Annotated in this window: 19 protein-coding genes; 11 read left to right on the forward strand and 8 right to left on the reverse strand. The window is 67.2% G+C overall.

Going from position 1 to position 22,255, the window contains the following annotated elements; all coding sequences use genetic code 11:
• Nucleotides 1–69: 69 nt before the first annotated feature.
• Together LB310_RS12635 and LB310_RS12640 are read right to left on the reverse strand one after the other, a co-directional pair.
• Complete coding sequence (locus tag LB310_RS12635; RefSeq protein WP_301155130.1) at nt 70–2,691, reverse strand: molybdopterin-dependent oxidoreductase; 2,622 nt, start codon at nt 2,689–2,691, stop codon at nt 70–72.
• Nucleotides 2,692–2,743: 52 nt separating this feature from the next.
• On the reverse strand, nt 2,744–2,968 hold the full coding sequence (locus LB310_RS12640; RefSeq protein WP_301155131.1) for a zinc-ribbon domain-containing protein: 225 nt from the start codon (nt 2,966–2,968) through the stop codon (nt 2,744–2,746).
• Between the two features lie 275 nt (nt 2,969–3,243).
• Here LB310_RS12640 and LB310_RS12645 point away from each other — a divergent pair, with 275 nt between their 5' ends.
• The gene (locus LB310_RS12645; RefSeq protein ID WP_301155132.1) at nt 3,244–4,743 is read left to right on the forward strand and encodes a response regulator transcription factor; all 1,500 of its coding nucleotides are present in this window, start codon (nt 3,244–3,246) and stop codon (nt 4,741–4,743) included.
• A 168-nt stretch (nt 4,744–4,911) separates the two neighbouring features.
• Here LB310_RS12645 and LB310_RS12650 read toward each other — a convergent pair whose 3' ends face one another.
• Entirely contained in the window at nt 4,912–6,324 is a 1,413-nt protein-coding gene (locus tag LB310_RS12650; RefSeq protein ID WP_301155133.1) for an SLC13 family permease, read from the reverse strand.
• A 394-nt stretch (nt 6,325–6,718) separates the two neighbouring features.
• Between LB310_RS12650 and LB310_RS12655 the strand changes: the two genes are divergently transcribed.
• Nucleotides 6,719–8,074 (forward strand): MFS transporter, encoded by a 1,356-nt coding sequence (locus LB310_RS12655; RefSeq protein WP_301155134.1) that lies wholly within the window; start codon nt 6,719–6,721, stop codon nt 8,072–8,074.
• A gap of 90 nt (nt 8,075–8,164) precedes the next feature.
• Here the strand turns inward: LB310_RS12655 and LB310_RS12660 are convergent, their stop codons facing one another.
• The gene (locus tag LB310_RS12660) at nt 8,165–9,139 is read right to left on the reverse strand and encodes a LysR family transcriptional regulator (protein WP_301155135.1); all 975 of its coding nucleotides are present in this window, start codon (nt 9,137–9,139) and stop codon (nt 8,165–8,167) included.
• Nucleotides 9,140–9,403: 264 nt separating this feature from the next.
• On the opposite strand from LB310_RS12660, the gene LB310_RS12665 reads away from it, so the two are divergent.
• From LB310_RS12665 to LB310_RS12705, 9 genes are all read left to right on the forward strand, one after another.
• Nucleotides 9,404–10,549, forward strand: coding sequence for an acyl-CoA dehydrogenase (locus LB310_RS12665; RefSeq protein ID WP_301155136.1), 1,146 nt, complete (start codon nt 9,404–9,406; stop codon nt 10,547–10,549).
• Nucleotides 10,550–10,582: 33 nt separating this feature from the next.
• Nucleotides 10,583–11,344 carry a putative electron transfer flavoprotein FixA gene (gene fixA / locus LB310_RS12670; RefSeq protein ID WP_096228015.1) on the forward strand — a complete coding sequence of 254 codons (762 nt, stop codon included), beginning with the start codon at nt 10,583–10,585 and terminating at the stop codon, nt 11,342–11,344.
• A gap of 14 nt (nt 11,345–11,358) precedes the next feature.
• Nucleotides 11,359–12,300 (forward strand): FAD-binding protein, encoded by a 942-nt coding sequence (locus LB310_RS12675; protein WP_301155137.1) that lies wholly within the window; start codon nt 11,359–11,361, stop codon nt 12,298–12,300.
• Nucleotides 12,301–12,379: 79 nt separating this feature from the next.
• On the forward strand, nt 12,380–12,838 hold the full coding sequence (locus tag LB310_RS12680; protein ID WP_301155138.1) for a PaaI family thioesterase: 459 nt from the start codon (nt 12,380–12,382) through the stop codon (nt 12,836–12,838).
• Between the two features lie 60 nt (nt 12,839–12,898).
• Nucleotides 12,899–14,266 carry an NAD(P)/FAD-dependent oxidoreductase gene (locus LB310_RS12685; RefSeq protein WP_301155139.1) on the forward strand — a complete coding sequence of 456 codons (1,368 nt, stop codon included), beginning with the start codon at nt 12,899–12,901 and terminating at the stop codon, nt 14,264–14,266.
• 40 nt (nt 14,267–14,306) lie between these two features.
• On the forward strand, nt 14,307–15,548 hold the full coding sequence (locus LB310_RS12690; RefSeq protein WP_301155140.1) for a CoA transferase: 1,242 nt from the start codon (nt 14,307–14,309) through the stop codon (nt 15,546–15,548).
• Complete coding sequence (locus LB310_RS12695; protein ID WP_301155167.1) at nt 15,548–17,104, forward strand: class I adenylate-forming enzyme family protein; 1,557 nt, start codon at nt 15,548–15,550, stop codon at nt 17,102–17,104. Before LB310_RS12690 ends, LB310_RS12695 begins: the two co-directional genes overlap by 1 nt.
• A gap of 94 nt (nt 17,105–17,198) precedes the next feature.
• Nucleotides 17,199–18,485, forward strand: a complete 1,287-nt coding sequence (locus LB310_RS12700; RefSeq protein ID WP_301155141.1) for an FAD-dependent oxidoreductase — start codon at nt 17,199–17,201, stop codon at nt 18,483–18,485.
• Nucleotides 18,482–18,772, forward strand: coding sequence for a ferredoxin family protein (locus LB310_RS12705; protein ID WP_301155142.1), 291 nt, complete (start codon nt 18,482–18,484; stop codon nt 18,770–18,772). The genes LB310_RS12700 and LB310_RS12705 overlap by 4 nt, the downstream gene beginning before the upstream one ends.
• Before the next feature lie 70 nt (nt 18,773–18,842).
• Here the strand turns inward: LB310_RS12705 and LB310_RS12710 are convergent, their stop codons facing one another.
• From LB310_RS12710 to LB310_RS12725, 4 genes are all read right to left on the reverse strand, one after another.
• Nucleotides 18,843–19,577: an ABC transporter permease gene (locus LB310_RS12710; RefSeq protein WP_123673486.1), complete on the reverse strand. Its 735-nt coding sequence runs from the start codon at nt 19,575–19,577 to the stop codon at nt 18,843–18,845.
• Complete coding sequence (locus LB310_RS12715; RefSeq protein WP_123673484.1) at nt 19,578–20,420, reverse strand: ABC transporter ATP-binding protein; 843 nt, start codon at nt 20,418–20,420, stop codon at nt 19,578–19,580.
• Nucleotides 20,421–20,594: 174 nt separating this feature from the next.
• Entirely contained in the window at nt 20,595–21,338 is a 744-nt protein-coding gene (locus tag LB310_RS12720; RefSeq protein WP_301155143.1) for a hypothetical protein, read from the reverse strand.
• Nucleotides 21,332–22,252: a LytTR family transcriptional regulator DNA-binding domain-containing protein gene (locus LB310_RS12725; RefSeq protein ID WP_301155144.1), complete on the reverse strand. Its 921-nt coding sequence runs from the start codon at nt 22,250–22,252 to the stop codon at nt 21,332–21,334. Before LB310_RS12725 ends, LB310_RS12720 begins: the two co-directional genes overlap by 7 nt.
• Nucleotides 22,253–22,255: the final 3 nt, after the last annotated feature.

Consider the following 22,255-nt stretch of genomic DNA (forward strand, 5'->3'; position numbering starts at 1 on the left):
TGCAGGCTATCTGGCAGTTGCGGCACCCGTTGCACTTGGCGACGTCGAACACGAACACCTTGCCCATGGCTACTCCCCTTCCCCTTCGTCGACGACGCGCGCCGTGGCCACCAGCCCGCAGCCGGGATCGTAGTCGCGCCCGAACGCCTCCGGGTACTGCGCGGCCAGCGCGAGCACGTCGACCTTCTCGATGTTCACCAGGAAACCGCTCGTCACCTCGCCGTGGGCGTTCTTGGACGTGGTGGCCGTGGGGGCGATGAGGTTGTTCGCCCCGCCGCGGTCCAGGCCGCCCTCGCCCAGCACGATGGTGTCGCAGCGTGCGCCGTGGTCCTGGTACACGGCCCCGGGCATGATGCGCTCCGTGACGATGACGCCGCCGAGCACCGCACCGCGCTCGTTGTACACCTTCACGACGTCGCCCGTCGAAAGTCCCAGCTTGCCTGCGTCGATAGGGTTCACCCACACCGGCTCGTACTTGTAGCCGTCGGGGCCCGTCACCTTGCAGGTCTCGATCTCGCGGAACCAGGTGACGTCGTCGTGCTGCGCATGCACGCGGAAGTGCGGGTGGTTCGACACCAGCAGGAAGGGGTACTTCCGCCCGCGCTCCAGGTACTGCCGCTCCTGGTGCCCCGCGCCCTCGTCGACCCAGTGCGGGATGGGCCCGCGCTCGCGGTCGTCGGGGAAGTAGTGCGAGAGCGTGGTGGAGTAGTACTCCAGCTTGCCCGACGGCGTGCGCAGCGGGTGCCTCTCGGGGTCGTCGTGGAACTGGCGGATGCCGGCGGGGATGTCCTTCCAGTCCTCGCGCGTGGGGAAGGCGTAGTACTGCTTCTCCTTGAACTCCTCGAACGTGAGGTCCTCGGGCACGCCGCTCGTCTCGAAGCCCACCTTGATCCACTCGTCGTCGGTCTTGCCGCCCAGGTACTTGTCCAGCATGCCCTCGTAGATGCCGCCGTACTGCTCGAGCGCGCGGGCAACCTCGGCAACGACCTCCTTGTCGGACTTCGACTCGCCAATGGGCTGGATGGCCTGGCGCTCGTAGAACACGACGTTCCACTGGCCGGAGTCGCAGTCCGTGCCGATGTCCTCCGTCTCGAACTTCGTGTTGGACGGCAGGATGATGTCGGCGAACAGGGTGTCGTTCTCCATCCAGGGGTGCTGCACGACCACGCATTCGATGGACTCGTGGCGCAGGGCGTCCTGCATCTTGAAGCCGCCGTTCCAGCACGTCTCCCAGCAGGGGGAGTCCGACCACACCATGTGGATGCGGCTGCCGCCCTCGGGCGGGAACGTGTAGGGCCCGTCGAACTGGTCCTCGCGCGGGAAGCCGGCCGCGATATGCCCGTACCACTGCACGGGCGGGTTCATGATGGCCTCGGGAATCATGGTCTTGGGGATGAAGCTGGCCTTCGTGCCGGTCACGTAGCCGCGGTAGGCGGCGCCGAGGCTGGGTATGTGCACCGAGGGCGGCAGCGGGTCGAGCGTGGGGATGCCGAACAGCGTCCACTCCATGAACTTGAACTGGTTCGCGCCGGGCTTGCCGACACCCTGCATGCCGAGCAGCGCCACCTCGAGGCGTGCGGGCTCGTGCGCGAAGCAGGAGCGGATGAACGATCCGCCGTTGCAGTGCGCGATGGAAACCGCGTGCGCAGCCCAGTAGCGGGCAAGGGCCTTGATGGTGTAGGAGGGCACGCCGCAGATGGCCTCGGCCCACTTCGGCGTCTTCGGCACGCCGTCCTCGCCGCCCATGACGTAGTGCCTGAAGTTCTCGAAGCCCACGGCATGGGTGTCGAGGTAGGCGGCATCGTAGGTGCCCTCCTTGATCCACGTGTAGGCGATGGCAAGCTGCAGGGCCGCGTCGGTGTTGGGCAGCACGGGGATCCATTTGTCGGCGTGCACGGCGTTGGTGTAGTTCACGTCAGGCGAGATGTGGATCTGCTTGATGCCGAGCTCGGTGAACCAGTAGCACAGGCGGCTGGCCATGTAGCCGCCCCAGCCAAGCGGCGTGGTCTCGGGGTCGCAGCCCCAGAAGAGCACCGCGTCGCCGTGCTCGGAGATGTCCTTGATGACGTTGTTCTGCTGGTTCTGCTGTCCGAGCGGGTCCATGCCCCAGACGTGCTTGGCGCCCCAGTACCAGCCTTCCCAGCTGTCGGGCTGGCGGGCCTGCAGCGTGAAGCCGCCGCAGAGGTCCAGAAGCTGGGTGATGCAGCCGTGCGCCGCGTGGACGACCTTCGTCTCGCCGTGGCCATCGATCTCGCACAGGATGGCCTCGGGGCTGTACTCGTCGTGCATGCGCTTGATCTCGCTGGCCACGATCTGCGCGGCCTCGTCCCAGCTGATGCGCTCGTAGCCGCTCGTGCCGCGCGTCTCGGGGTGCCGCTCGCCCTCCGGGTCCCAGTCCACGCGCTTCATCGGGTAGGGGATGCGGTTCTTCGAGTACACGCGCTTCTTGTAGCACAGCGACAGCGGCGAGATGAGCGTCTTGAAGCCCGGCTCGAAGGTCTTTCCGCGGGCCTCGATCCGCCATGCGTTCAGCTCCTCGGGCGTTTGGTGCTCGTCGAAGTGGAACGGGCGGATGCGCAGGATCTTGTCCTGCTCCTCGTCGATGTCGACCGTGCACGCGTTCGCGCCGAGCCCGAAGCTGTCGAAGCCCAGGCCCTTGACGATGGGCGTGCCCTTCACGTTCTTGGTCATGCGTTGCTCTCCTCTCCTCGTGGCTTCCCTTCGAAACCTCCCCGCTCTCCCCTTACGCAGTGGGCGCGGGCGGCTTGGGCACGCTCGGCACCTTCGGCGCGCCGGGCACGCCGGGGACCGGCGGCGGGGTGGGCGCGCCCGGAGGCGTGGGGATCCCGGGCATCGGCACCGCCTTGGCGCCGCAGCTCGGGCAGGCGTCGGCCTTCGGGTCGACCTCGGCGCCGCACTTGGGGCACTTCACGGGTCCGTTGTCGACGGTGGGTGGTCTGAAGCACATGGTTCGTCCTCTCTGCGTGCAGGACCGCGTGGTCGGTGGCGCGGCGGTCGCCGGAGGCCCCCTGCAAGGCGTCCGGCCAGTGTGGAGCGGCGATCGGGGCGGGCGGTTGTGCGCTTAGCGCGGGAACGCTAAAATGCCCGCATGCGGGAAGCGGCGATCGTCCCCTCCCGCATGCGGGCAGTATTCTTCGTTGGGGGAAAATTATCTACCGCTGCTAAGGTTGAATTGCGGGAATAGGCTGGAACATTATCATACTCTGATGTTGAGGAGCGGGGATGACACCTGATTCACCTGCGGAAACAGCTTCAAACGACATAAGAACGCCCGATGATCTCCGCCTGACCTACGTCCTTGCCACCATCGGCTTCGCGTTCCTCATCGGGTGGGAGCTGTCGGCCACCTTCAGCCCTTCCCTCGCCCTTCTCGCATTCTGCGATATACGGGAGGCCACGGCCTTGCGCATCGTGTCGGTGCTGACGCTGGCGGCCACGTTCGCTTTCTGCGCGTGGAAGGCCGATTGGGCTTTCGAGAACCGCAACCGCCTGTTCGCCATCGGCTCGCTGCTCGCGCTCGCAGCGGTGGCGAACGCGTTCGTGAACATGGCGTTCGCGGGTATCCCGCTTGCCGTCTCGGTGATCTCCTGGGCCCTGTTCGGCGTTGCCCAGGGAAGCATCATGATGTACTGGTGCGTGTTCTTCAGCTTGATTCCCACCCGTCGTACCGGGGTGGCCGTCGGCCTGGGCTCCATCGGTGGCACGCTGCTGTTCGTCTTTGCCAACGCCTCGGACACCCAGTGGCTCAACCTGCTTGAGATCGCGCTGTTCATCGTGGGATCGGTGGGGTTGGCGGCCTATCTTTCAACGCGCATCCCCGCCGAGCGCATCTTGCCCGTGGGCGCGTTCCGCCGCACGAAGGTGCTGACGGTGCCCGCCTCGTTGTCGGTTGCCAGCCAAGGGGCGGTGTACGGGTTCATGGCCATCGAGCTGTGCTCCATGGGCCAGGAAGTGGCCGTCATCGGAGGTGCGAGCGGGCTGGTGGGCACGCTGGTGGCGCTTCTGTGGGCGCTGCTCGGGTCCAAGGTGGACGTGGACATGGCTATCGTCCAGCGCATCTCGCTGCCCGTCCTCATGGCCGGGATGCTGCTGTTCCCCTTCTTCGACGGGCCGGGGCGGGTGGTGTGCGGCGGCATGATCATCGCTGCGCTCGCACATTCGACCATCGTGGGATGGTGCACCACGAGCATCGACAATTACGAGTTCCGGCTGCACCCGGTGGATCGGTTCGCCTTGCGCCAGACCCCCAGCTACCTGGGCTTCCTTGCCGGGTCGGCGGTGGCCTACCTCGCGGTGTTCGCGTATCCGCTTGCGGGGACGCAACTCGACCTGCTGATGGTGGCGTTCGCTTTGGTTCTGGTCGTGGCGTTCTGCGTGTACGGAGGCGACGACGCCCAGGCGAGGAAGCGGTTGAACGAGCTGCTGGCGCCGCCTGCCGCAGAGCGGGTTCTCGGAGAGGCTGGGGATGTCGGCGCGGACCAGTCGGGGCCCGGTTTCTTCAGGAAACGCTGCGAGCTTGTGGCCCAGCGCTACGGCCTGACGCCGCGCGAGGAGGAGGTGTTCCTGCTGCTGGCCAAGGGGCGCAACGCCGAGCACATCGCCGAGCAGCTGGTGGTGAGCCCGGCCACGGCCAAGTCCCACATCTACCACATCTACCGCAAGCTCGATATCAGCTCGCAGCAGCATCTCATGAACATCGTGGAGGGCTACGACGGGGAGTGAGGCTCGGGTGCGCGCCCGGCCGTCTCCCGCAGAGCGGTACCGGCCTGCCTGCAGGAAGTCCTTGCCCTAGGGGGGTCGCCGCTTCCCGGCCGGCACGAAGAAGGACCCCGGAACCGTAGCGGTTCCGGGGTCCTTGCACGCGGGGTGCTTGCGAAAGCGAGGGGCGCCTTACAGGCCCATGACCCCCACGATGAACGGCATCCAGGCGGCCATGATGAGCACGAGGGCCACCGAGGGAACGATGCCGGTCTTGAACATGTCGCCGAAGGTGTAGTAGCCCTCGCCGTAAGTCAGCATGACCGTGGGGTTCACGGGCATGAGGTAGTTGCCGGCAACTACCACGGCCAGCGCGATGGTGGGCACGGCCGGCGACACGCCGAAGCCGGCGCACAGCGTGATCATGATGGGCAGGAAGATGCCCAGGATAGCCACGCCGATGGGGCACACGGTGTGCAGCAGGTAGATGAGCGCGAGCAGGAGCGCGAACGCCGCGAAGAAGCCCAGGTCCATGACGCCGCTGCCGGAGATAGCGCCGGCGAGGAACGCCGCGCCGCCCGTGGCCTCAACCACGCCGCCCATGGACATGATGGTGCCGCACATGATGACGATGCCCCACGGCACGGAGCCCTGGAACTCCTTCCAGGTGAGCAGGTCCATGCCCGGCAGGAACATGACGGTCAGGCCGATGAGGGCGACCACCGTGGCGTTGAGGACGGGAACCCAGTTGCCCACGATCCACAGCACCAGCATGGCGCCGATCACGAGGATGGCCTTCACCTCGTAGGCCTCGATCTTCTTGGCGCTGGCGGCCTGGTCGCGGATGCCCTGCAGGCAGGAGTCGGCGATGGGCTCGGGCTTGAGGATGGCCGTGATGAAGAACCAGCAGATGGGCGTCATGATGATGACGACGGGCAGGGCGACGAGCACCCAGTCGAGGAACGAGATGGAGGTGCCGGTGGCCTGCTGCAGGATGTTCATGGCCACGACGTTGAACGAGCTGCCGGCAGGCGTGGCCATGCCGCCGGTGACGGCGGCGATGGGAATGCCGATCATGAGGCAGCGGCCCAGGTTCGACTGCAGCGGCTTGGCGTCGGCGGCCTTGAGGATGGTGAGCGCGAAACCCAGGAACAGCACCGTGCAGGGCACGTCGGACATGACCGTGGACACGAGCGTCGTGGCGCACATGAAGCCCAGCACGAGCTTGCGCGAGTTGGCGCCGGTCCAGCCGATGAGCGCGTTGATGAGGCGCACGCCCCAGTTCGTCTTGAGCATGATGACGGGCATCGAGAACACCGCGATGATGAAGAGCAGCGCGGGGCTGGCGAAGCCGCCGATGGCCTTGCCCAGGTTGTCGACCACGCCGAGCACCGGGCATAGCACGACGACGAGCAGGGCGGTGGCGCCCAGGGGCAGGGCCGAGGTGACCCACAGCGCCACGAGGGCGCCCAGGATGCCGAGCGCGGTTGCTCCTTGGTGCGAGAGGGCCTCGGAGCCCGGGACCAGGAAGCCGATGGCGAGACAGACAATCGCCAGTCCTATTCCGATCAGGCGTTTTACCATAGGAACGTTGGTGTTTTCCATGCGTTGTACCTCCTTGTTGAGAGAGTGCGGTGCATTCTCCGCCGGTGCGGAGCCGGGTTCCCAGTCCGGTGCAGAGCTCTCGATCGCCGCGGCCCCCAGCCGCGTGCCACGCATTATAGAGACCGCCTTCGACAAGGGGCAAATACGTATGTTGCAAGAAGCGGTGCCTGTCGTCGTAGGGCTGCAATGCGAGAATCGAAACCATCCGATTCATCATCTGCATACTGCGGAGCACGTGCTTCCCGATAACGGGCGGGAGGTGACGCTTCAGTATCTGGGTATGAGGACTGCGGAGCTGAAACGCAGATTTCAACATCAGTTGCGGAAGATTTTCCAAACCGTCAGAGCGATGCTGGGCAGAGGAGGGCAAGACTGCAATCGCTAGGGAGGCGGCATGGACTACGAGGCACGGCAAGGGGATGCGGGCGCGGCGCCCGCTGCGGCGGGGCAGGGCGCGAAACCGGGGAGGCTGTTCTACGGCTATATCTTGATCCCCGTGCTGGGGTTCATGTACTTCTGCTCTTCGGGCATCGTTTTGCCCACGGCCACCATCGTCAACCCGCTGATGCTCCAGGATGCGTCGCTTGGCATGAACGCCACCATGCTGGGAACGGGCTTTTCGCTGTTCGTCCTGGTGCAGGGGCTCTCGGCGCCGCTCGTGGGGGCGCTTATCGCGAAGAAGGGCGCCCGGTTCAGCATGGCGCTCGGCGCAGCGGTCATGCTCTTGGCCATGCTCGCGCTGATATTCCTCGTGTCCTCGCCGGTGGCGTACTTCCTGGTGTTCGGCATCGTGACGAGCGCCGCCACCATGATGGTGGGGCAGCTGGCCGTGCAGAGCACGGTCGGCGACTGGTTCGTGGCGCGCCGCGGCATTGCCATGACCGCCATGATGGTGCTGGGGGCGAGCGCGTCGTTCGTGGGGCCGCCCGTCGTGAACGCCATCGTGGGCGCCACGGGCGGTACGTGGCGCAGCGGATGGTACCTGCTGGTGGGCCTGAGCGCGGTGCTCATCCCCGTGGCGCTCCTGTTCGTGAAGAACAAGCCTGCCGATCTGGGACAGCATCCCGACGGCATCGCCGACCCGAGTGTGCTCGGCGGTAGCGGCAAGGGCTTCAAGGTGTACAAGAACACCGACGCCGTGCCGTTCAAGCGCGTGGCGAGGACGCCGGCCTTCTGGCTCATCTCGCTGGCGGCCACGGGCGGGTTCGCGTCGTATACGCTGGCCACCTCGCAAAGCGCCCTGCACTTCTCGTCGCTCGGCTTCGACAGCGGGCTCGTGGTGGCGGGCGTGGCCGTCATGGGAGGCGTCAGCCTGCTGGGCAAGCTCCTTCTGGGCATGGTGTCCGACCGCATCGAGCCCGTGAGGCTCATCGTAGCGTCCACGGTGATCTTGGTCGTGGGCGTCCTAGCCGGCGCGGCGGCGCAGAACGAGGCGATGCTCTTCGCGTTCTACGTGTGCGTGGGCTTCGGGTTCGGCGGCGTCAATGCCGTGTTTCCCACGGCCATGGCCAACTACTTCGGGGCCTCGTCGTTCTCCAAGAACCTGGGCACGGGCATCATGATCACCACGGTGGTGGCCTCTGCGCTGCCCATAGCGAGCGGGGCTGTGTACGATGCGACGGGAACCTGCACGATCGCGTTCTACCTCACGGCGGGCATCGTCGCCGCGTGCGCGGCGTGCGGGCTGTTCGTGCGGATTCCGCGCTGCGATACGGAGATTGAGGCCGCGGCGGAAGCGGTTGTGCAGTAAGGGATTTTCTGGCGCATCCCCGGTCATGGCCGTGCGAGGGCGGGAGCGCCGGCATGCTGGCGGGAGCCGCGCACAGCGCCGTTCGATCGATCAGGCGTCGGCGGGGGCATCCGCCGAATGGAACCGCTCGGCGTGCTCCCGGAGAAGCTCGGCAAAGTACTCGAGGTCGGGGCGTCCGGGGTCGCTGTCCATGAGCGCGAAGGCGTCCACGTAGCGCTTCTTATCCGCGAAGGGAAGGATGACCACATGCTGCTTGAGCATGTCGGACATGAGGGGCTTGTACTTCCGGTCCACCTTGGTGAGCAGGTGGATGCCGTCGCCCGGGTCAGTGGCGTAGAATTCCAGCGGGTTGTCGGTGGGAACGAGCGTGATGTTGGGATAGAAGCCCACCTCGCGGCACAGCGCGATGAAGTCCTCGCGGAACCGCTCGCTGTAGCGGTTCGCCTGCAGGATGAAGCGGGATTGCGCAAGGTCGGCAAGCGCGAGCTGCCCCTTGGCCGCCAGCGGCGAGGTGCGCGAGACGCCGGCCACGAGCTCGCCGTGGAACTCGGGAATCCAGATGGCCTCCACCGAGTCGGACACGTAGAGCTCGGTGGGCGGGTCCTCGGAGATGATGGTCTCGAAGGCGACGTCCACCTTGCCGGCATCCACCATCTGCTGCCCGCCCAGCCCGGAGTTGTCCATGTTGACGAACTCCACGCGCAGCCCGGCGAAGCGCTCCTTGGCGCGGGCGACGGCCTCGTTGATGCCCACGTAGAGCGCGTTGGTGTGCAGCAGGTCGAGGATGAGGATGCGATTGCTGCCGCCCGCAGGAAGCGCGCGCAGCTCGGCGAGCATGTTCGCCTGGTCGCCGATGATCTTGCCCGCGTGCTTGAGCACCACCTCGCCGGCCGCCGTGAGGCTCAGGGGGCGCGTGTCGTAGAAGAGCCGGCATCCCAGATCGTTGGAAAGGGCGTTCATGTGCCGGCTCAGCGAGGGCTGCGACATGTTCAGGTCGCGGGCGGCCGACACGAAGCTCTTGTGGGCGGCGAGCGCCATGAATTCCCGGTACACCTCGATGTCCATGAAAGACCCACCGTCCTCGCGTCGACTCGGTTTATGCAGAATGTGAAAAGTAGGATACCAGAAGATGAATGGGCATGCATTCGGGCATGGGAAGGGCGGCTGCAACATACGTATTTGGGCCATGCCGGCGCGGCTCCCTATAATGGCGGCGGCCGGCAGGGACGCAGCGCACCCTATCCGGTTTCCGGCCGGTGGGGCCGCCTCGCACCGACCCCCCTTCCCAGCAGGCAGACCGCCGATTCCTTCGAACGATAGGAGCAACCCATGGACTTCAAGAAGACCGAGGAGCAGGAGCTTCTGCTCGACAGCCTGAAAACCGTCATGGAGCGGGGCAACTTCGAGGACTACTTCAAGGAGTGCGACCGCAACCACGAATACCCCCAGAAGGCCGTGGACGCCCTTGTGGAGGCCGGCTTTACCACCCTCGGCATTCCCGAGGAGTTCGGCGGCACGCCCACCGACACGCTCACCCAGGTCATGGTGGCCGAGGAGGCGCACGCGCTGGGCTACCCGTCGCTGTGCTGGATCAACTTCGCCACCGAGGTTGACGACATTCTCACGTTCGGCAGCAAGGAGCAACAGGAGAAGATCTTGGGGTATGCGCTGGAGGGCAGGAAGCCCTTCACGCTCGGCTTCACCGAGCCGCAGGCGGGCTCTGACAGCGCCGCCATGGCCACCACGGCCACGAAGCGCGACGGCAAGGTGTACATAAACGGCAACAAGACGTTCAACACGAGCGCCGACCGCGCACCCTACATGCTGTGCGTGTGCCGCAGCGGCGTGAGCGAGAGCCCCTACAAGGACTTCAGCATGTACCTGTTCCCGATGGACCGCCCGGGCGTGACCATCGAGAAGCTGGATAAGATCGGCAACAACATGTGCGGCACCTACGAGGTGCACCTCGATGACGTGGAGTGCGAGGAGACCGACCTGGTGGGCGAGGAGTGCAAGGGCTTCTATCAGCTCATGAAGAACTTCGAGGTGGAGCGGCTGACCATCTGCGCCGCCAACGTGGGCATGGCCCGCTGCGCGTACGACGAGGCCCTGCGCTACGCCGCCCAGCGCATGCAGTTCGGCAAGACCATCGGCAGCTTCCAGCTTGTCCAGGAGAAGCTCGTGGACATGCGCATAAAGATAGAGAACATGCAGAACCTGCTGTACAAGACCGCGTGGAAGAAGGACAACGGCGAGTCCATCATGATCGACTCGTCGCTCGTGAAGCGCTACACCGGGCAGGCCGCCTTCGAGGTCATCGACGACGCCCTGCAGATCATGGGCGGCATCGGCTACACGCACGACTGCCGCATCTCGCGTTTGTGGCGAGACCAGCGCGTCTACCGCATCATGGCGGGCACCGAGGAGATCATGGTGCACACCGCCGGCCGCGCGCTCATCAAGGAAGTGCAGTAGAACGCCCCATCGACGAGAAGGGATTCGCGAACCATGAACATCGTGGCATGCTACAAGATAGTCCCCGATGCCCAGGACATCGAGGCCGGCGCCGACGGGGCCCTGCGCCTCGACCGCGCGCAGTGGGTGCTCGGCGAGTACGACCTGGTGGCCATCGAGGCGGCGGCGCAGCTGGCCGCCGCCACCGACGGGAGCGCCGTGCTGCTCTCCGCCGGGGGCGAGAAGCTGAACGACACGAAGCTCGTGAAGGCCGCCTTGTCGCGCGGGGCCGACGAGCTGTACCGCGTGGTGGACCCGGCGCTCGAGGACGCCGATGCGTTCCAGACGGCCTCGGTGCTGGCCGCGGCGCTGCGCAAGATCGATTTCGACCTCGTGGTCTGCGGCGAGGGATCGGCTGACCGGTACTCCCAGCAGGTGGGCTTGCTCGTGGGCGCGCTGCTGGGCCTGCCCGTGGTGAACGCAGCGGGCAGCGTGCGCGCCGAGGGCGGCGCGCTTTCGGTGGAGCGCGTGCTGGAGAACGAGGTGGAGGTGCTCGAGATCGCGCCGCCGGCCGTGGTGTCCATGACCTCCGATGCCGCGCTTCCGCGCATCCCGCAGCTCAAGGACATCCTCGCCGCGGGCAAGAAGCCCGTGACCACGTGGAGCCTCGACGAGGTGGGGGGCATGCCCGAAAGCCCGGTGGAGACGGTTTCCGTGAAGGCGCCCGCGAGCATCGCGCGCAAGGGAATCGTGCTCGAAGGGGCGACGGACGAGAATATCGGCGAGCTGGTGTCCGGCATCCGGGCATCGCGGTAAGGCAGGGGGAGAGCATGAGTGCATTGAGCAAGGTATGGGTGGTGAGCGAGGCTCCCGAGCGCTTCGCCGCGCTCGGCGCCGTGGGCCGTCGGCTGGGCGAGCGGGTCGAGGCCGTGGCCGTGGGCGGGGGCGCGGCGCAGGCGGCCGCAAGCTGCGGGGCCGAGGCCGTCTATACGGTCGCGGTTCCCGAGGGCGGCCTGGTGGAGGACTGCGCGGCGGCGATTGCCGGCGCGGCGGGGGAGCACGCTCCGCGCGCCGTGCTGTTCGCCGCGGGCAAGCGCACGCGGCTCATGGCGGCGCGCGTGGCTGCGGAGCTGGGCACGCGGGTGCTGAACGACGTGGGGCGCATCTGGGTGGACGACGGCGCCCTGCTGGCCGAGCACATGGTGTACGGCGGCAAGGCGTTCGCCGTCGAGCGGGTGCGGGAGGGCTGCGCGGTGGCCCTGCTCGCCGAGGGCCTGCTGGTTTCCGAGCCGGTCGTCGAAGGCGCCGCGCGGGAAGCGGCGGTTTCGGAGCTGCCGGCCGCGTCCGCTGCGGCATCGGCGAGGCTCGTCGAGCGCAGGCCGCGGACGGTGGAGTCCGTGAACCTCGCGGCCGCACGGCGCGTGGTGAGCGTGGGGCGCGGCGTGGCTGCGCAGGAGGACCTTGCGCTCGTGGACGAGCTGGCCGCCGCGCTCGAGGCCGAGGTGGGCTGCACGCGCCCCGTGGCCGAGGGGTCGGGCTGGATGGCGCGCGAACGCTACATCGGCGTGTCGGGCGCCCTGCTCAAGCCCGACCTGTTCGTGGCCGTGGGCCTGTCGGGCCAGATCCAGCATATGGTGGGCGCTAACAGCGCCAAGACCATCGTGGCCGTCAACAAGGACAAGAACGCCCCGGTGTTCAAGCAGTGCGACTACGGTATCGTGGCCGACCTGTACGAGGTGCTGCCCAAGCTCTCGGCCGCGCTCGGGGCGTAGGGCGCCGCACCGCGGCAAACCGCGCCGGGCGGCAGCGAGCCGCCCGGCCATTCCGACCGATAGCAAGGAGGATCAAACCATGGACCAGGAGTTTTTCGCGGGTTTGGCCAAGAACGTGAGCGATGGGCCCACCCCCTTCGTCAACATGGCCCAGCTGCAGGCGGAGGCCGTGGAGGAGCGCCACGTAAGGCTGCGCCTCCCCGTGGCCGGACGCCACTTGAACCACGTGGGCATCGCCTACGCCGGCAGCGAGTTCGTGCTGGCCGAGATAGCAGGCGGCACGCTGTTCATGGCCACCTACGGCACCGACGAGTTCGTGCCCATCTTGAAGGGGGTGGAGCTCAGGTTCCTGAAGCCCGGCACGAAGGACCTCGTGGTCGATCTGTCGCTCACCGAGGAGGAGGCCGAGCAGAAGATCGCCCCCGTGCGCGAGCGCGGTCGCGGCGACTACTTCCTGGAGATACCGGTGTTCGACGTGGACGGCGAGCAGGTGGCGCAGATGGACTTCAACTACTACGCGCTTCCCGCCAAGAAATAACCTGCGGCCGCAGTGGGCCATGCGCGCCCGCGGGCGCGCCGAGAAGGAGGAGGCATGTGTATGAAGCGCTATGATGCGATCGTAATAGGGGCGGGCATCGGCGGCCTCGCGGCCGCGCTGCTGCTCGCCGAGAGCGGCAGGAGCGTTGTGCTCTTGGAGAAGCGCAACCAACCGGGCGGGCGCATAGGCTCGTCGAAGCGCGACGGCTTCACGGTAGATTTCGGCGTCCACCTGATCTCGCGCGGCGAGAAGGGGCCGCTCATCCAGCTGCTGGAACGCTGCGGTGTTGAGCACGGCATCGAGTTCACGAAGGTTCGCCCCATCCAGACCACGGGCGGGGAGAACTTCAAGTTCCCGCACGACCTTAAAGGGCGCGTGCCCGACGCCGACTTCGAGGCCGTCATCAAGATGGTCGCCGACGTCAAGGGCATGAGCGACGAGGAGACGCACGCGTTCGACGGGCAGACGCTCGAGGAGTTCCTGAACTCCTATACCACCGACCCGTTCGTGCACGCCTGCGTAAGCCAGGTGGGCTTCATCTACTGCTGCATCCCCGAGTATCGCCTGTCGGCCGGCGAGTTCGCCCGCTGCCTCAAGTGGGAGGCCGAGGCGCGTTCGTCGGGGTATCCGACCGGCGGGTGCGTGGCCCTCATGGAGGCGTATCTGGCGGGACTCGGGAGCTATGGCGTGGACGTGCGCTTCGGCGTGCCGGTGGACAAGGTGCTGGTGGAGGACGGCCGGGCCGTGGGCGTGGTGGCGGGCGGCGAGGAGCTCCGCAGCGGCCTCGTGGTGTCGAATGCGGGCATCAAGGAGACGGTGCGCGACCTCGTGGGCGAGAACGCCTTCGACGCCGAGTACGTGCGCTACGTGGAGGGCTTGGAGATATCGTTCGTGTCGATCATCGCGCGCTTCGCGCTCGACACGGTCATCAGCCCCGATATCAAGATGCTCTCGGGCTTCTCGTCGGTGCCCGTGAAGGAGTACAACGACCGGCTGATGAGGGGCGAGGTGCCCGAGGAGCTGAACTCGTTCATCGTGGTGCCCTCGAGCTTCGACCCGTCGGTGGCGCCCGCGGGCAAGCAGCTCGTGATGATGACCACGGCGGTGCCGGCCGGCATCAAAGACGAGTACTGCCCGGCTATCCTCGACGCGCTCGTGGCGTTGGCCGAGGAGCATTTCCCCGGCCTGCAGGAGCATGCGCTGTTCGTGGAGCGGGTGTACCCCTCCGACGCCGCGCGCATCATGGGCGAGGACGGCGCGGGCATCGGCATCGCCCAGCAGGCGGGGCAGGCCGGCATCGACCGGCCGCCCATCAAGACGCCCGTCGAGGGGCTCTACATCGTGGGCGCCGAGGCGGGCGGCTCGGGGGTGGGCACGGAGCTTGCCGTGAACAGCGCCATCGAGTTCTTCGACACCTGCGTTGCGTAGGGGAAATCGTCCGTCCAGGATTCGCAAAGGAGATGGTTCCATGGCAAAGCATGCCGACATACCGGAGTTCGGGAACCTGCAGGGCGTGAAGGTGGTGGTGTCGGCCGTTTCGACGGCCGGCCCCTTCGCCGGGGAGCTTTTCGCCGAGAACGGCGCCGACGTCATATGGTTGGAGCCGCCCCGCGGCATCGACCCCTACCGTTGGACGCAGGACGGCTGGGGCGTGCAGAACGAGCGCCGGAACATGCGCAACCTCATGCTGGACGTTGTCTCGCCGGAGGGCCATGACGTGTTCCTGAAACTTATCGAGACCGCCGACATCTTCATCGAGGCGTCGCGCGGCGGCCAGTGGGCCCGCTGGGGCTACACCGACGAGCTTCTGTGGGAGCATAACCCGAAGCTGGTCGTCGGCCATATGTCGGGCTACGGTCTCACAGGCGACCCCGCCTACGTGAGCCTTCCCGGCTACGACTTCACCGTGAACGCGTTCTCGGGCCTCATGTACCTGAACGGGTACAAGGACGGGGCGCCCTACATGATCCAGAAGTTCGTGACCGACTACTACGCCGGCCTGTTCGCCTACGGCTCGGCGCTCGCGGCCTACGTGGGAGCGTTGCGCACGGGCAGGGGCGAGAGCTTCGATCTGGCCCAGTACGAGGCGGCCGTGCGCTGTCAGGCGGGCCTGTTCTGCAAGTGGTTCGACAAGCAGGTGCAGGAGGAGCGCGGCGCCGGGGCCCCGCGCGACAACATCTCCGCGGGCGCGGGCTACTACGAGTGCGCCGACGGCGAGGGCGTGTACCTGTTCACGGCCGGCCAGTCCACCACGAAGAAGGCCGTCGAGTTCTTCGGGCTGGAGTACGGAAGCGAGCTCTTCCCCGAGGGCATACCGTCGGTGGGCATCGACTCGCCGGGCGCGCCCGTGTTCGACGGCGCCATCGAGCAGTACTGCGCCGAGCACACGGCTGCCGAGTTCGCCGAGGCCATGGCCGGCATCGGCATACCGTGCTCCGTGGTCATGAACTACGAGATGATGGAGAGCCACCCGCACTACCTGGCGCGCGGCACGTGGACCGAGTGGGACACGGTGGACGGTCGCACGGTGAAGGGCGTGGCGTCGGTGCCGCGCTTCAAGAACAACCCGTCGCAGATATGGCGCGGCTGCCCCTCGCAGGGCATGGACAACGACGACGTGCTGGCGGAAATCGGCTTCGACGAGGGGGAGATCGCGGCGTTCTACGAGAAGGGTGTCTTGCGCAAGACCGATTACGTGGGCGGGCTGTGATGGCATCGCTCGCCTCGCTGCTGGACGAACCGGCGCGGGTCTATCCCGATCAGGTGGCCCTGTGCTTCCGCGGCCGGGAGTTCACGTATCGGGAGATGTGCCGGCGCATCCATGCGCTTGCCGGCGCCCTCGCGGAGCTCGGCGTGGGCAAGGGGGGCTTCGCCGCCGTTATCGCAGCCAACTCGAACGTGACGGTGGAGGTTCTTTTCGCCTGTGCCCATCTGGGGGCGGTGTGCGAGCGCTACAACGTGAGGCTCTCGCCGCGGGTCATAGCCCGGCTGCTTGCCCGGTCCGAGGCTCGCGTGGTGTTCGTTTCGGCCGCCCTGCGCGCGGCTTTGGCCGAGGCGCTGGTCGAGGTCGGCCGACCGCTCACGATCGTGGACATCGACGGCGGGGAGGGCGCCGCAGCCGTCGGCGGCGCGGGCACGGAGCACGGCGGCGTGCTGCGCTACGAGGAGCTGCTCGCTTCCGCCGGCCCGGTGCCGAGCGTATGCGACGTGGACGACGGCGATCCGGCCATGCTGCTGTACACGAGCGGCACGACGGGGCTGCCGCGCGGCGTGCTGCTTTCACATGGCGCGCTGACCAGGCGCGTCGCTATCGATATTGCAGGCATGCGCTTCTCGCACGACGATATCCTGCTATGCGAGCTGCCGCTGTTCCACGTCACGTTCGTCTCGACGCTCGCCACGCTGGCGCTGGGTGCGCGCCTCGTGATAGCCGATTCGCACAAGCCGGCCGACATCGCCGCGGACATCGTGCGCACGGGCGCCACGCGCACGGCTCTCGTGCCGTGCCTCATGCGCGGGCTCGCCGACTACGTGGCGCAGGAGGGCATCGAGCTGGCTACGCTCGAGCTCATCATCTACGGGGGCGAGCCGGTGGAACCGGAGCTCCTGGAGCACTGCCGACGTCTTCTGCCCTGCGGGTTTCTCCAAGGCTACGGCATGACGGAAACGACGGCGGCCATAACCATGCTGCTCCCCGAGCACCATGAGCATCCGCGGCTTCTGCCCACGGTGGGAAAGGCGGTGCCGGGCATGGAGATACGGATCGCCGACGACGGGGGGCGCGCCTGTGCCGCGGGCGTTCCCGGCGAGGTGCTCGTGCGAACCGACACGCTGATGCTCGGCTATTACCGCGACCCCGTGCGCACGGCCGAGGCGGTGCGGGACGGGTGGTATCGCACGGGCGATATCGGCGTGTTGGACGCGGAGGGCTTCCTCACGTTGGTGGATCGCAAGAACAACCTGGTCATATCGGGGGGCGAGAACGTGTATCCCCTCGAGGTGAGCCGGTGCATCAAGGCGCTTGCCGGGGTGGCCGACGCCGTGGTCGCGGGAGTGCCCGACAAGCAGTGGGGCGAGTCGCTGGCTGCGTTCGTGGTGCGTGCCGAAGGGTCGCGCATCTCGGAGGCCGACATCGTGGCGCACTGCGCGCGCGAGCTGGGCGGCTACAAGAAGCCGCAGGCCGTGCGCTTCGTGGACGATCTCGGGCGCAGTGCCTCGGGCAAGGTGCCGCAGGAGCGGCTGGAGGAGCTCAAGAGGCTGCTGTAACGCGCGGTTGGACGCGTGCGGCGCCTGGGCGAACGCGCGCGACGCGACCGCGCCGTGCAATGCGAAGGCAACGATGAGAGGAGAGGATGCAGGCATGGCGGATTTCGATGCCGTGGTCGTGGGGGCCGGTTGCGCCGGCTCCGTTGCGGCCTGCGTGCTTGCCCGCGAGGGCAAGAGCGTGCTCATGATAGAACGCGGCTCCGATGCCGGGGCGAAGAACATGACCGGCGGGCGCTTGTACGCCCATGCGCTAAGGACGGTGTTTCCCGATTTCGAGAGCGAGGCGCCCCTCGAGCGCAAGATCGTGCGGGAGCGGGTTTCCCTCATGACCGAGGACGAGAACACGACGGTGGAATTCGCTTCGTCGCGCCTGGGGGCGGATGAGCTGGTCTCGTACTCGGTGCTGCGCGGGCCGTTCGACCGCTGGCTCGCTTCGAAGGCCGAAGAGGCCGGCGCGGAGTGCATCTACGGGATAGCCGTGGATGACCTCGTGTGGGAGGGCGAGCGCATCGTGGGCGTGCGCGCGGGCGACGACGAGCTCACGGCCGACGTGACCATCCTGGCCGACGGCGCGAACTCGCTGCTGTCCGAGAAGGCGAGGCTCGCCAAGCGCCCGTCGCCGCACCAGCTGGCCGTGAGCGCCAAGGAGGTCGTGGAGCTACCCGAGCAGACCGTGACCGACCGCTTCCAGACGAACCCCGGGGAGGGAGCGGCCTGGCTCTTCGCGGGGGCTGCGACGCATGGGCACGTGGGCGGCGGCTTCCTGTACACGAACCGCGCGTCCGTGTCCATCGGGGTCGTGGCCACGCTGTCCGACCTCTGCACGTCGTCGACTCCGGTGTACCAGATGCTGGAGGACTTCAAGAACCATCCGGCCGTGGCGCCGGTGCTGGCCGGCGGGCGCACGGTGGAGTACTCGGGGCATCTCATCCCCGAGGGCGGTTTCAACATGGTTCCGCAGCTGTACTGCGACGGCTGCCTGCTTACGGGCGATGCCGCCATGCTCTGCATCAACCTGGGATACCAGGTGCGCGGCATGGACTACGCCATCGCGGCGGGCAGGATGGCGGCGGAGGCGGCCCTCGAGGCGCTGGACGCGGGTGACGTCTCGGCTGCGAGGCTCGCGGCGTACCGCGCCAAGCTGGAGGACAGCTTCGTCCTCAAGGACCTCGCGGCCTATCGCGGCTTCCCGGCGTTCATGGAGGGCACCCCGAGGATATTCGACGGGTACCCGCAGATGGCGGCCGACATCATGCGCGGCCTGTTCGCGGTGGACGGCTCGCCGGTGCAACCGCTTAAAGGAAAGGTCATGGGGCCGGTCAAGGGCGTGGGCGTGCTCAACCTGCTCAAGGATGTGCGAAAGGGGATGAGGGTCCTATGATAGAGGTCTCGGTCAACGTCGACGAGAAGCTCGCTGTTGACAAGTTCGAGGTGGACGAGGGGAACCCGCACATCGTATTGCGCGAAGAGCCCGACCCGGCCGCGTTCGACAAGCTGGTGCTGTGCTGCCCGGCAGGGCTCTATCAGCGAGACGAGGAGGGCAGCCCGAGCTTCGACTGCGCGGGCTGCCTGGAATGCGGGACCTGTCGCATGCTCTGCGGCGACACCCTTCTCGAGAAGTGGGAGTTTCCCCAGGGGGGCATGGGCGTTTCGTACCGATACGGGTGATGTTTGAACGCGGGCTCCGCGACGTCCGGGAAAAATGCGCCCGAAGCGCCTAGCGCAGCGGGCGCAGCCTCTAGTTATCGCGCGCCAGGCGCCGGTAGAGCAGGGCGAAGGCCACGGCGGCCACGGCCACCCAGGCGAGCGTGGTAGCTACGGGCACAATGGCGTCGGGCGAGAGCAGCTCGCCCCGCGCCAGAAGCAGCCCCAGCTCGTTCATGCCGCCGGTGGGCAGGTAGGGGGCGATGTCCGAGAGGCCGTCGACCATCTGGGCGAACATGGGGGCGATTCCCGCGATGAGGATGGGCATGCTCAGCACGCCGGCAGACATCTGGTCGCGCGCCACCAGCCCCAGCAAGAGCGACAGCAGCACGATGGGCACCGATCCCGCCATGCCGATCGCGAGGAACGCCGGCAGGCCGGCCGGCGGCTGCCCGATCACCAGGTAGCATGCCGCATCGACCACGCCGATGGCGAGCAGCGTGACCAGGCCCCGCGAGGCCAGCATCTGCTCGGCGCTCACGTTCGCCAGCATGAGCGTGCGCAGCGTGTGTTTCTCCTTCTCCTCGGCGATGGCGTTCAGCGTGGCCATGGAGGCCACCATGGTGGCGGTGAACAGCAGCGACCACGACACGAGCAGGGCGGAGAACGCCTCGGCGTCCTCGCCGTCCATGCCCCCGCCCACCGCATTCTTGTAGAAGAGCATGAACCCTACGGGCAAGAGGCAGCATACGAGCATGGTGGGGTTCTTCACCACGTCCTTGAGGTCCTTGCCGAGCAGCGCCCCGGTCTTGCGCAACGTGGCTTCCATTTAAAACTCCCTTCCCGTGAGCTCCAAGAACACTTCCTCCAGATCGGGCTCCACCGAATGGATGGACAGGCACGCCCCCGAGGCCAGCGCCTCTGCCACGGCCGGCGCGCCGGCCGCGTCCTTCGACGTGCGCACCGCGCGGCCGTCCGCAAGGCGCATGATCACCTCGTTCCTCGCGAACCGCAGGCGCAGCGCGTCGGGAGCGTCGCAGGCGACGAGGGCGCCCTCGTTCAAGATGCCCACGCGGCGGCACAGGCTCTCGGCCTCGGCCATGTCGTGCGTGGTGAGGAACACGGTGGTGCCGTGGTCGTTCAGCTCGTGCAGCATCTTGTGCACCTCGGCGCGCGCGGCGGGGTCGAGGCCGCTCGTGGGCTCGTCCAGGAACAGCAGCTCCGGCCCGTGCACGAGCGCCGCCAGCAGGGCCGCGCGCTGGCGCATGCCCTTCGAGCAGTTCTTGATAAGGGTCTTGCGGTCGTCCGCGAGGTTCATGCGCTCGAGCAAGGTGGGGATGTTGTTGCCCGTCACGCCGCGGACCTTCGCGTAGAAGCGCAGGTTCTCCTCTATGGTCATGCGCTCGTAGAGGGCGCTCGTATCCGAGAGGATGCCGATGCGCTCGTAGTCGCCGTTCGTGGCGTGCTCGATGGCGCGCCCGAACAGCATGATGCGCCCGGAATCCTTGACGAGCTGGCGCGTGAGCAGCTTGATGGTGGTGGTCTTGCCCGCACCCGAGGGGCCCAGGAAGCCGAAGCACTCGCCGCGCTCCACCTCGAAGGAGAGGTGGCAGAGCACGCGCTTCGCCTTGAAGCTCAAGGACACGTCGTCCATGGACAGCAGGGGATTCATGGGTGATTGCTCCTTTCGTTTCGGACGGTGAGCAGTTTCCCGTGAGACGAAGCGCTGATCAAGGGAAACGCGACGCCGGGAGCGCGCCGCGCGACGAGAGGAGCAGGGGGAGGGACGAAAGGAGCACCGAGACAGGGGGACGGGGATGATGTCACGCCCCTGCCGCGCCTTCCCCTACTCGTCGCGGGGGATGCGCGGCGCGACCGCGACGAGCGCGACGAGGCTCGCGACGATCCATGCGAGCTGGCCGACTGCCGGCAGGATGGAACCGGGGGCGAGCAGCGTCCCTTCCGCCAGCGCGTAGACGAGCGCGAACCCGCCGCCGGTGGGCAGGAGGGGGAGGGCCTGGAACGTGGACTCGGCGTACATGAAGAACAGGGGCACGATGCCGGTGGTTATGACGGGCAGGCTGGAGAAGCTCGCCGCCATCTGGTTACGCGAGGCGAGGCCCAGTGCAAGCGACAACGCGGTGAGGGGAATGCTGGACGCCAGGGTGACCAGCATGAAGGGGAGCATGCAATCGAAGGGGGCTCCCGACACCAGGAAGCACGCCGCCGCAACGAGCGCGGTCCACAGCGTGCTGACGATGCCGTGCGCGGCGAGCATCTGGGCGCGGCCGACGCCGGCCAGCTCCATCGTGCGCAGCGTGCGCTTCTCGCGCGCCTCGGCCATGGGGTAGACGGTCGTCGTGCCGGGCACCATGCTGGTGGAGAACAGCATGCCGGTCACGAGCAGGAACATGCGCGCGTCGTCGTGGGCGATGGGCTCGATGACGACGAAGCGGAACACGAGAAGGAACAGGGCGGGGAACAAACAGCATGCGAGCAGCCCGGGGCTCTTCACCACGTTCATGAAGAATTTTCGCACGAGCGTACCTAAGATGCCCGGGCGGGCGGCGACCTGCTTCGCGTTCACCATCGGTAACGCTCCCTCATCTCCTCGGCACGCCCTTTCGCCAGAGGGATGGACGAGTGCGCGGCGTCGCTCAGCGTGAGGTTGAAGCTGTTGCGCGTGTAGCGCTCCACCTTCGCCACCTTCTGCACGTTCACGAGGAACGATCGGTGGCAGCGGAAGAACCCGGCGCGCGACAGCTCGCGCTCCAGCTCGTCCATCGTGCGCGGCGTTTGGTAGCGCTCGCCGCGCACCGAGAGGTACGTGGCCTTGTTCATGCTCTCGGCGAAGTCGATATCGCGGGGGTCGAACAGCAGCGTGGCCGTCTCGGTGTGCGCGGGGATCTTGAGCACGTGCACCTCGTCGCCCTCGTACGAGGGCTTCTCGCCGTCGGTGTCATCGCCGTCTTCGTCCTGGTCCACCGCGATGAAGCGGCCCTCTTCGTGCCAGCAGGCCACGCCGGGCATGAGCAGCGCCTCGCGCAGCGGCTCGACCGTGGTGACGAAGCGGCAGCCCTGCTCCATACGCTCGGCGATCCAGGTGAGCGCAACGGCGCGCCCTTCGGCGTCGAGGTCGGACAGCGGGCGTTCGAGGAAGCACATCTCCGGTTCGAAGAGGCTCGCGCGCGCCAGGTTCACGAGCGCGAGCGCCGAGGGGGAGAGGCCGCCCATCTTGCGTTTCGCGACGCCGCGCAGGTTGAAGTGCGAGATGGCGTCCTCGTAATGCACCGAGCTGCGCGCGATGCTGCCGTAGAAGCGCAGGTGCGAGGCCACGGAGTCGCGCTCGAAGCCGCGGTCGGTCTCCAGGACGAACGCGCAGCGCTGCGTGCGGTAGCGGGCGCGCACGGCCGCCAGCAGGGCGGCGGACGTCTCGCGGCTGCACTCGATGTGCACGCTGCGGCCATCGGCCACCAGCTCGTCGATGGAGGCGAATTCGGTCACCGG

This window comes from Gordonibacter sp. RACS_AR49, from assembly GCF_030418435.1.
GTDB lineage: Bacteria > Actinomycetota > Coriobacteriia > Coriobacteriales > Eggerthellaceae > Gordonibacter > Gordonibacter urolithinfaciens.

What these genes read in the sequence shown, in the direction of transcription:
- LB310_RS12635 (WP_301155130.1), bottom strand. Translation starts at nt 2,691, where the DNA reads ATGACCAAGAACGTGAAGGGCACGCCCATCGTCAAGGGCCTGGGCTTC.
- LB310_RS12640 (WP_301155131.1), bottom strand. Translation starts at nt 2,968, where the DNA reads ATGTGCTTCAGACCACCCACCGTCGACAACGGACCCGTGAAGTGCCCC.
- LB310_RS12645 (WP_301155132.1), top strand. Translation starts at nt 3,244, where the DNA reads ATGACACCTGATTCACCTGCGGAAACAGCTTCAAACGACATAAGAACG.
- LB310_RS12650 (WP_301155133.1), bottom strand. Translation starts at nt 6,324, where the DNA reads ATGGAAAACACCAACGTTCCTATGGTAAAACGCCTGATCGGAATAGGA.
- LB310_RS12655 (WP_301155134.1), top strand. Translation starts at nt 6,719, where the DNA reads ATGGACTACGAGGCACGGCAAGGGGATGCGGGCGCGGCGCCCGCTGCG.
- LB310_RS12660 (WP_301155135.1), bottom strand. Translation starts at nt 9,139, where the DNA reads ATGGACATCGAGGTGTACCGGGAATTCATGGCGCTCGCCGCCCACAAG.
- LB310_RS12665 (WP_301155136.1), top strand. Translation starts at nt 9,404, where the DNA reads ATGGACTTCAAGAAGACCGAGGAGCAGGAGCTTCTGCTCGACAGCCTG.
- fixA (WP_096228015.1), top strand. Translation starts at nt 10,583, where the DNA reads ATGAACATCGTGGCATGCTACAAGATAGTCCCCGATGCCCAGGACATC.
- LB310_RS12675 (WP_301155137.1), top strand. Translation starts at nt 11,359, where the DNA reads ATGAGTGCATTGAGCAAGGTATGGGTGGTGAGCGAGGCTCCCGAGCGC.
- LB310_RS12680 (WP_301155138.1), top strand. Translation starts at nt 12,380, where the DNA reads ATGGACCAGGAGTTTTTCGCGGGTTTGGCCAAGAACGTGAGCGATGGG.
- LB310_RS12685 (WP_301155139.1), top strand. Translation starts at nt 12,899, where the DNA reads ATGAAGCGCTATGATGCGATCGTAATAGGGGCGGGCATCGGCGGCCTC.
- LB310_RS12690 (WP_301155140.1), top strand. Translation starts at nt 14,307, where the DNA reads ATGGCAAAGCATGCCGACATACCGGAGTTCGGGAACCTGCAGGGCGTG.
- LB310_RS12695 (WP_301155167.1), top strand. Translation starts at nt 15,548, where the DNA reads ATGGCATCGCTCGCCTCGCTGCTGGACGAACCGGCGCGGGTCTATCCC.
- LB310_RS12700 (WP_301155141.1), top strand. Translation starts at nt 17,199, where the DNA reads ATGGCGGATTTCGATGCCGTGGTCGTGGGGGCCGGTTGCGCCGGCTCC.
- LB310_RS12705 (WP_301155142.1), top strand. Translation starts at nt 18,482, where the DNA reads ATGATAGAGGTCTCGGTCAACGTCGACGAGAAGCTCGCTGTTGACAAG.
- LB310_RS12710 (WP_123673486.1), bottom strand. Translation starts at nt 19,577, where the DNA reads ATGGAAGCCACGTTGCGCAAGACCGGGGCGCTGCTCGGCAAGGACCTC.
- LB310_RS12715 (WP_123673484.1), bottom strand. Translation starts at nt 20,420, where the DNA reads ATGAATCCCCTGCTGTCCATGGACGACGTGTCCTTGAGCTTCAAGGCG.
- LB310_RS12720 (WP_301155143.1), bottom strand. Translation starts at nt 21,338, where the DNA reads ATGGTGAACGCGAAGCAGGTCGCCGCCCGCCCGGGCATCTTAGGTACG.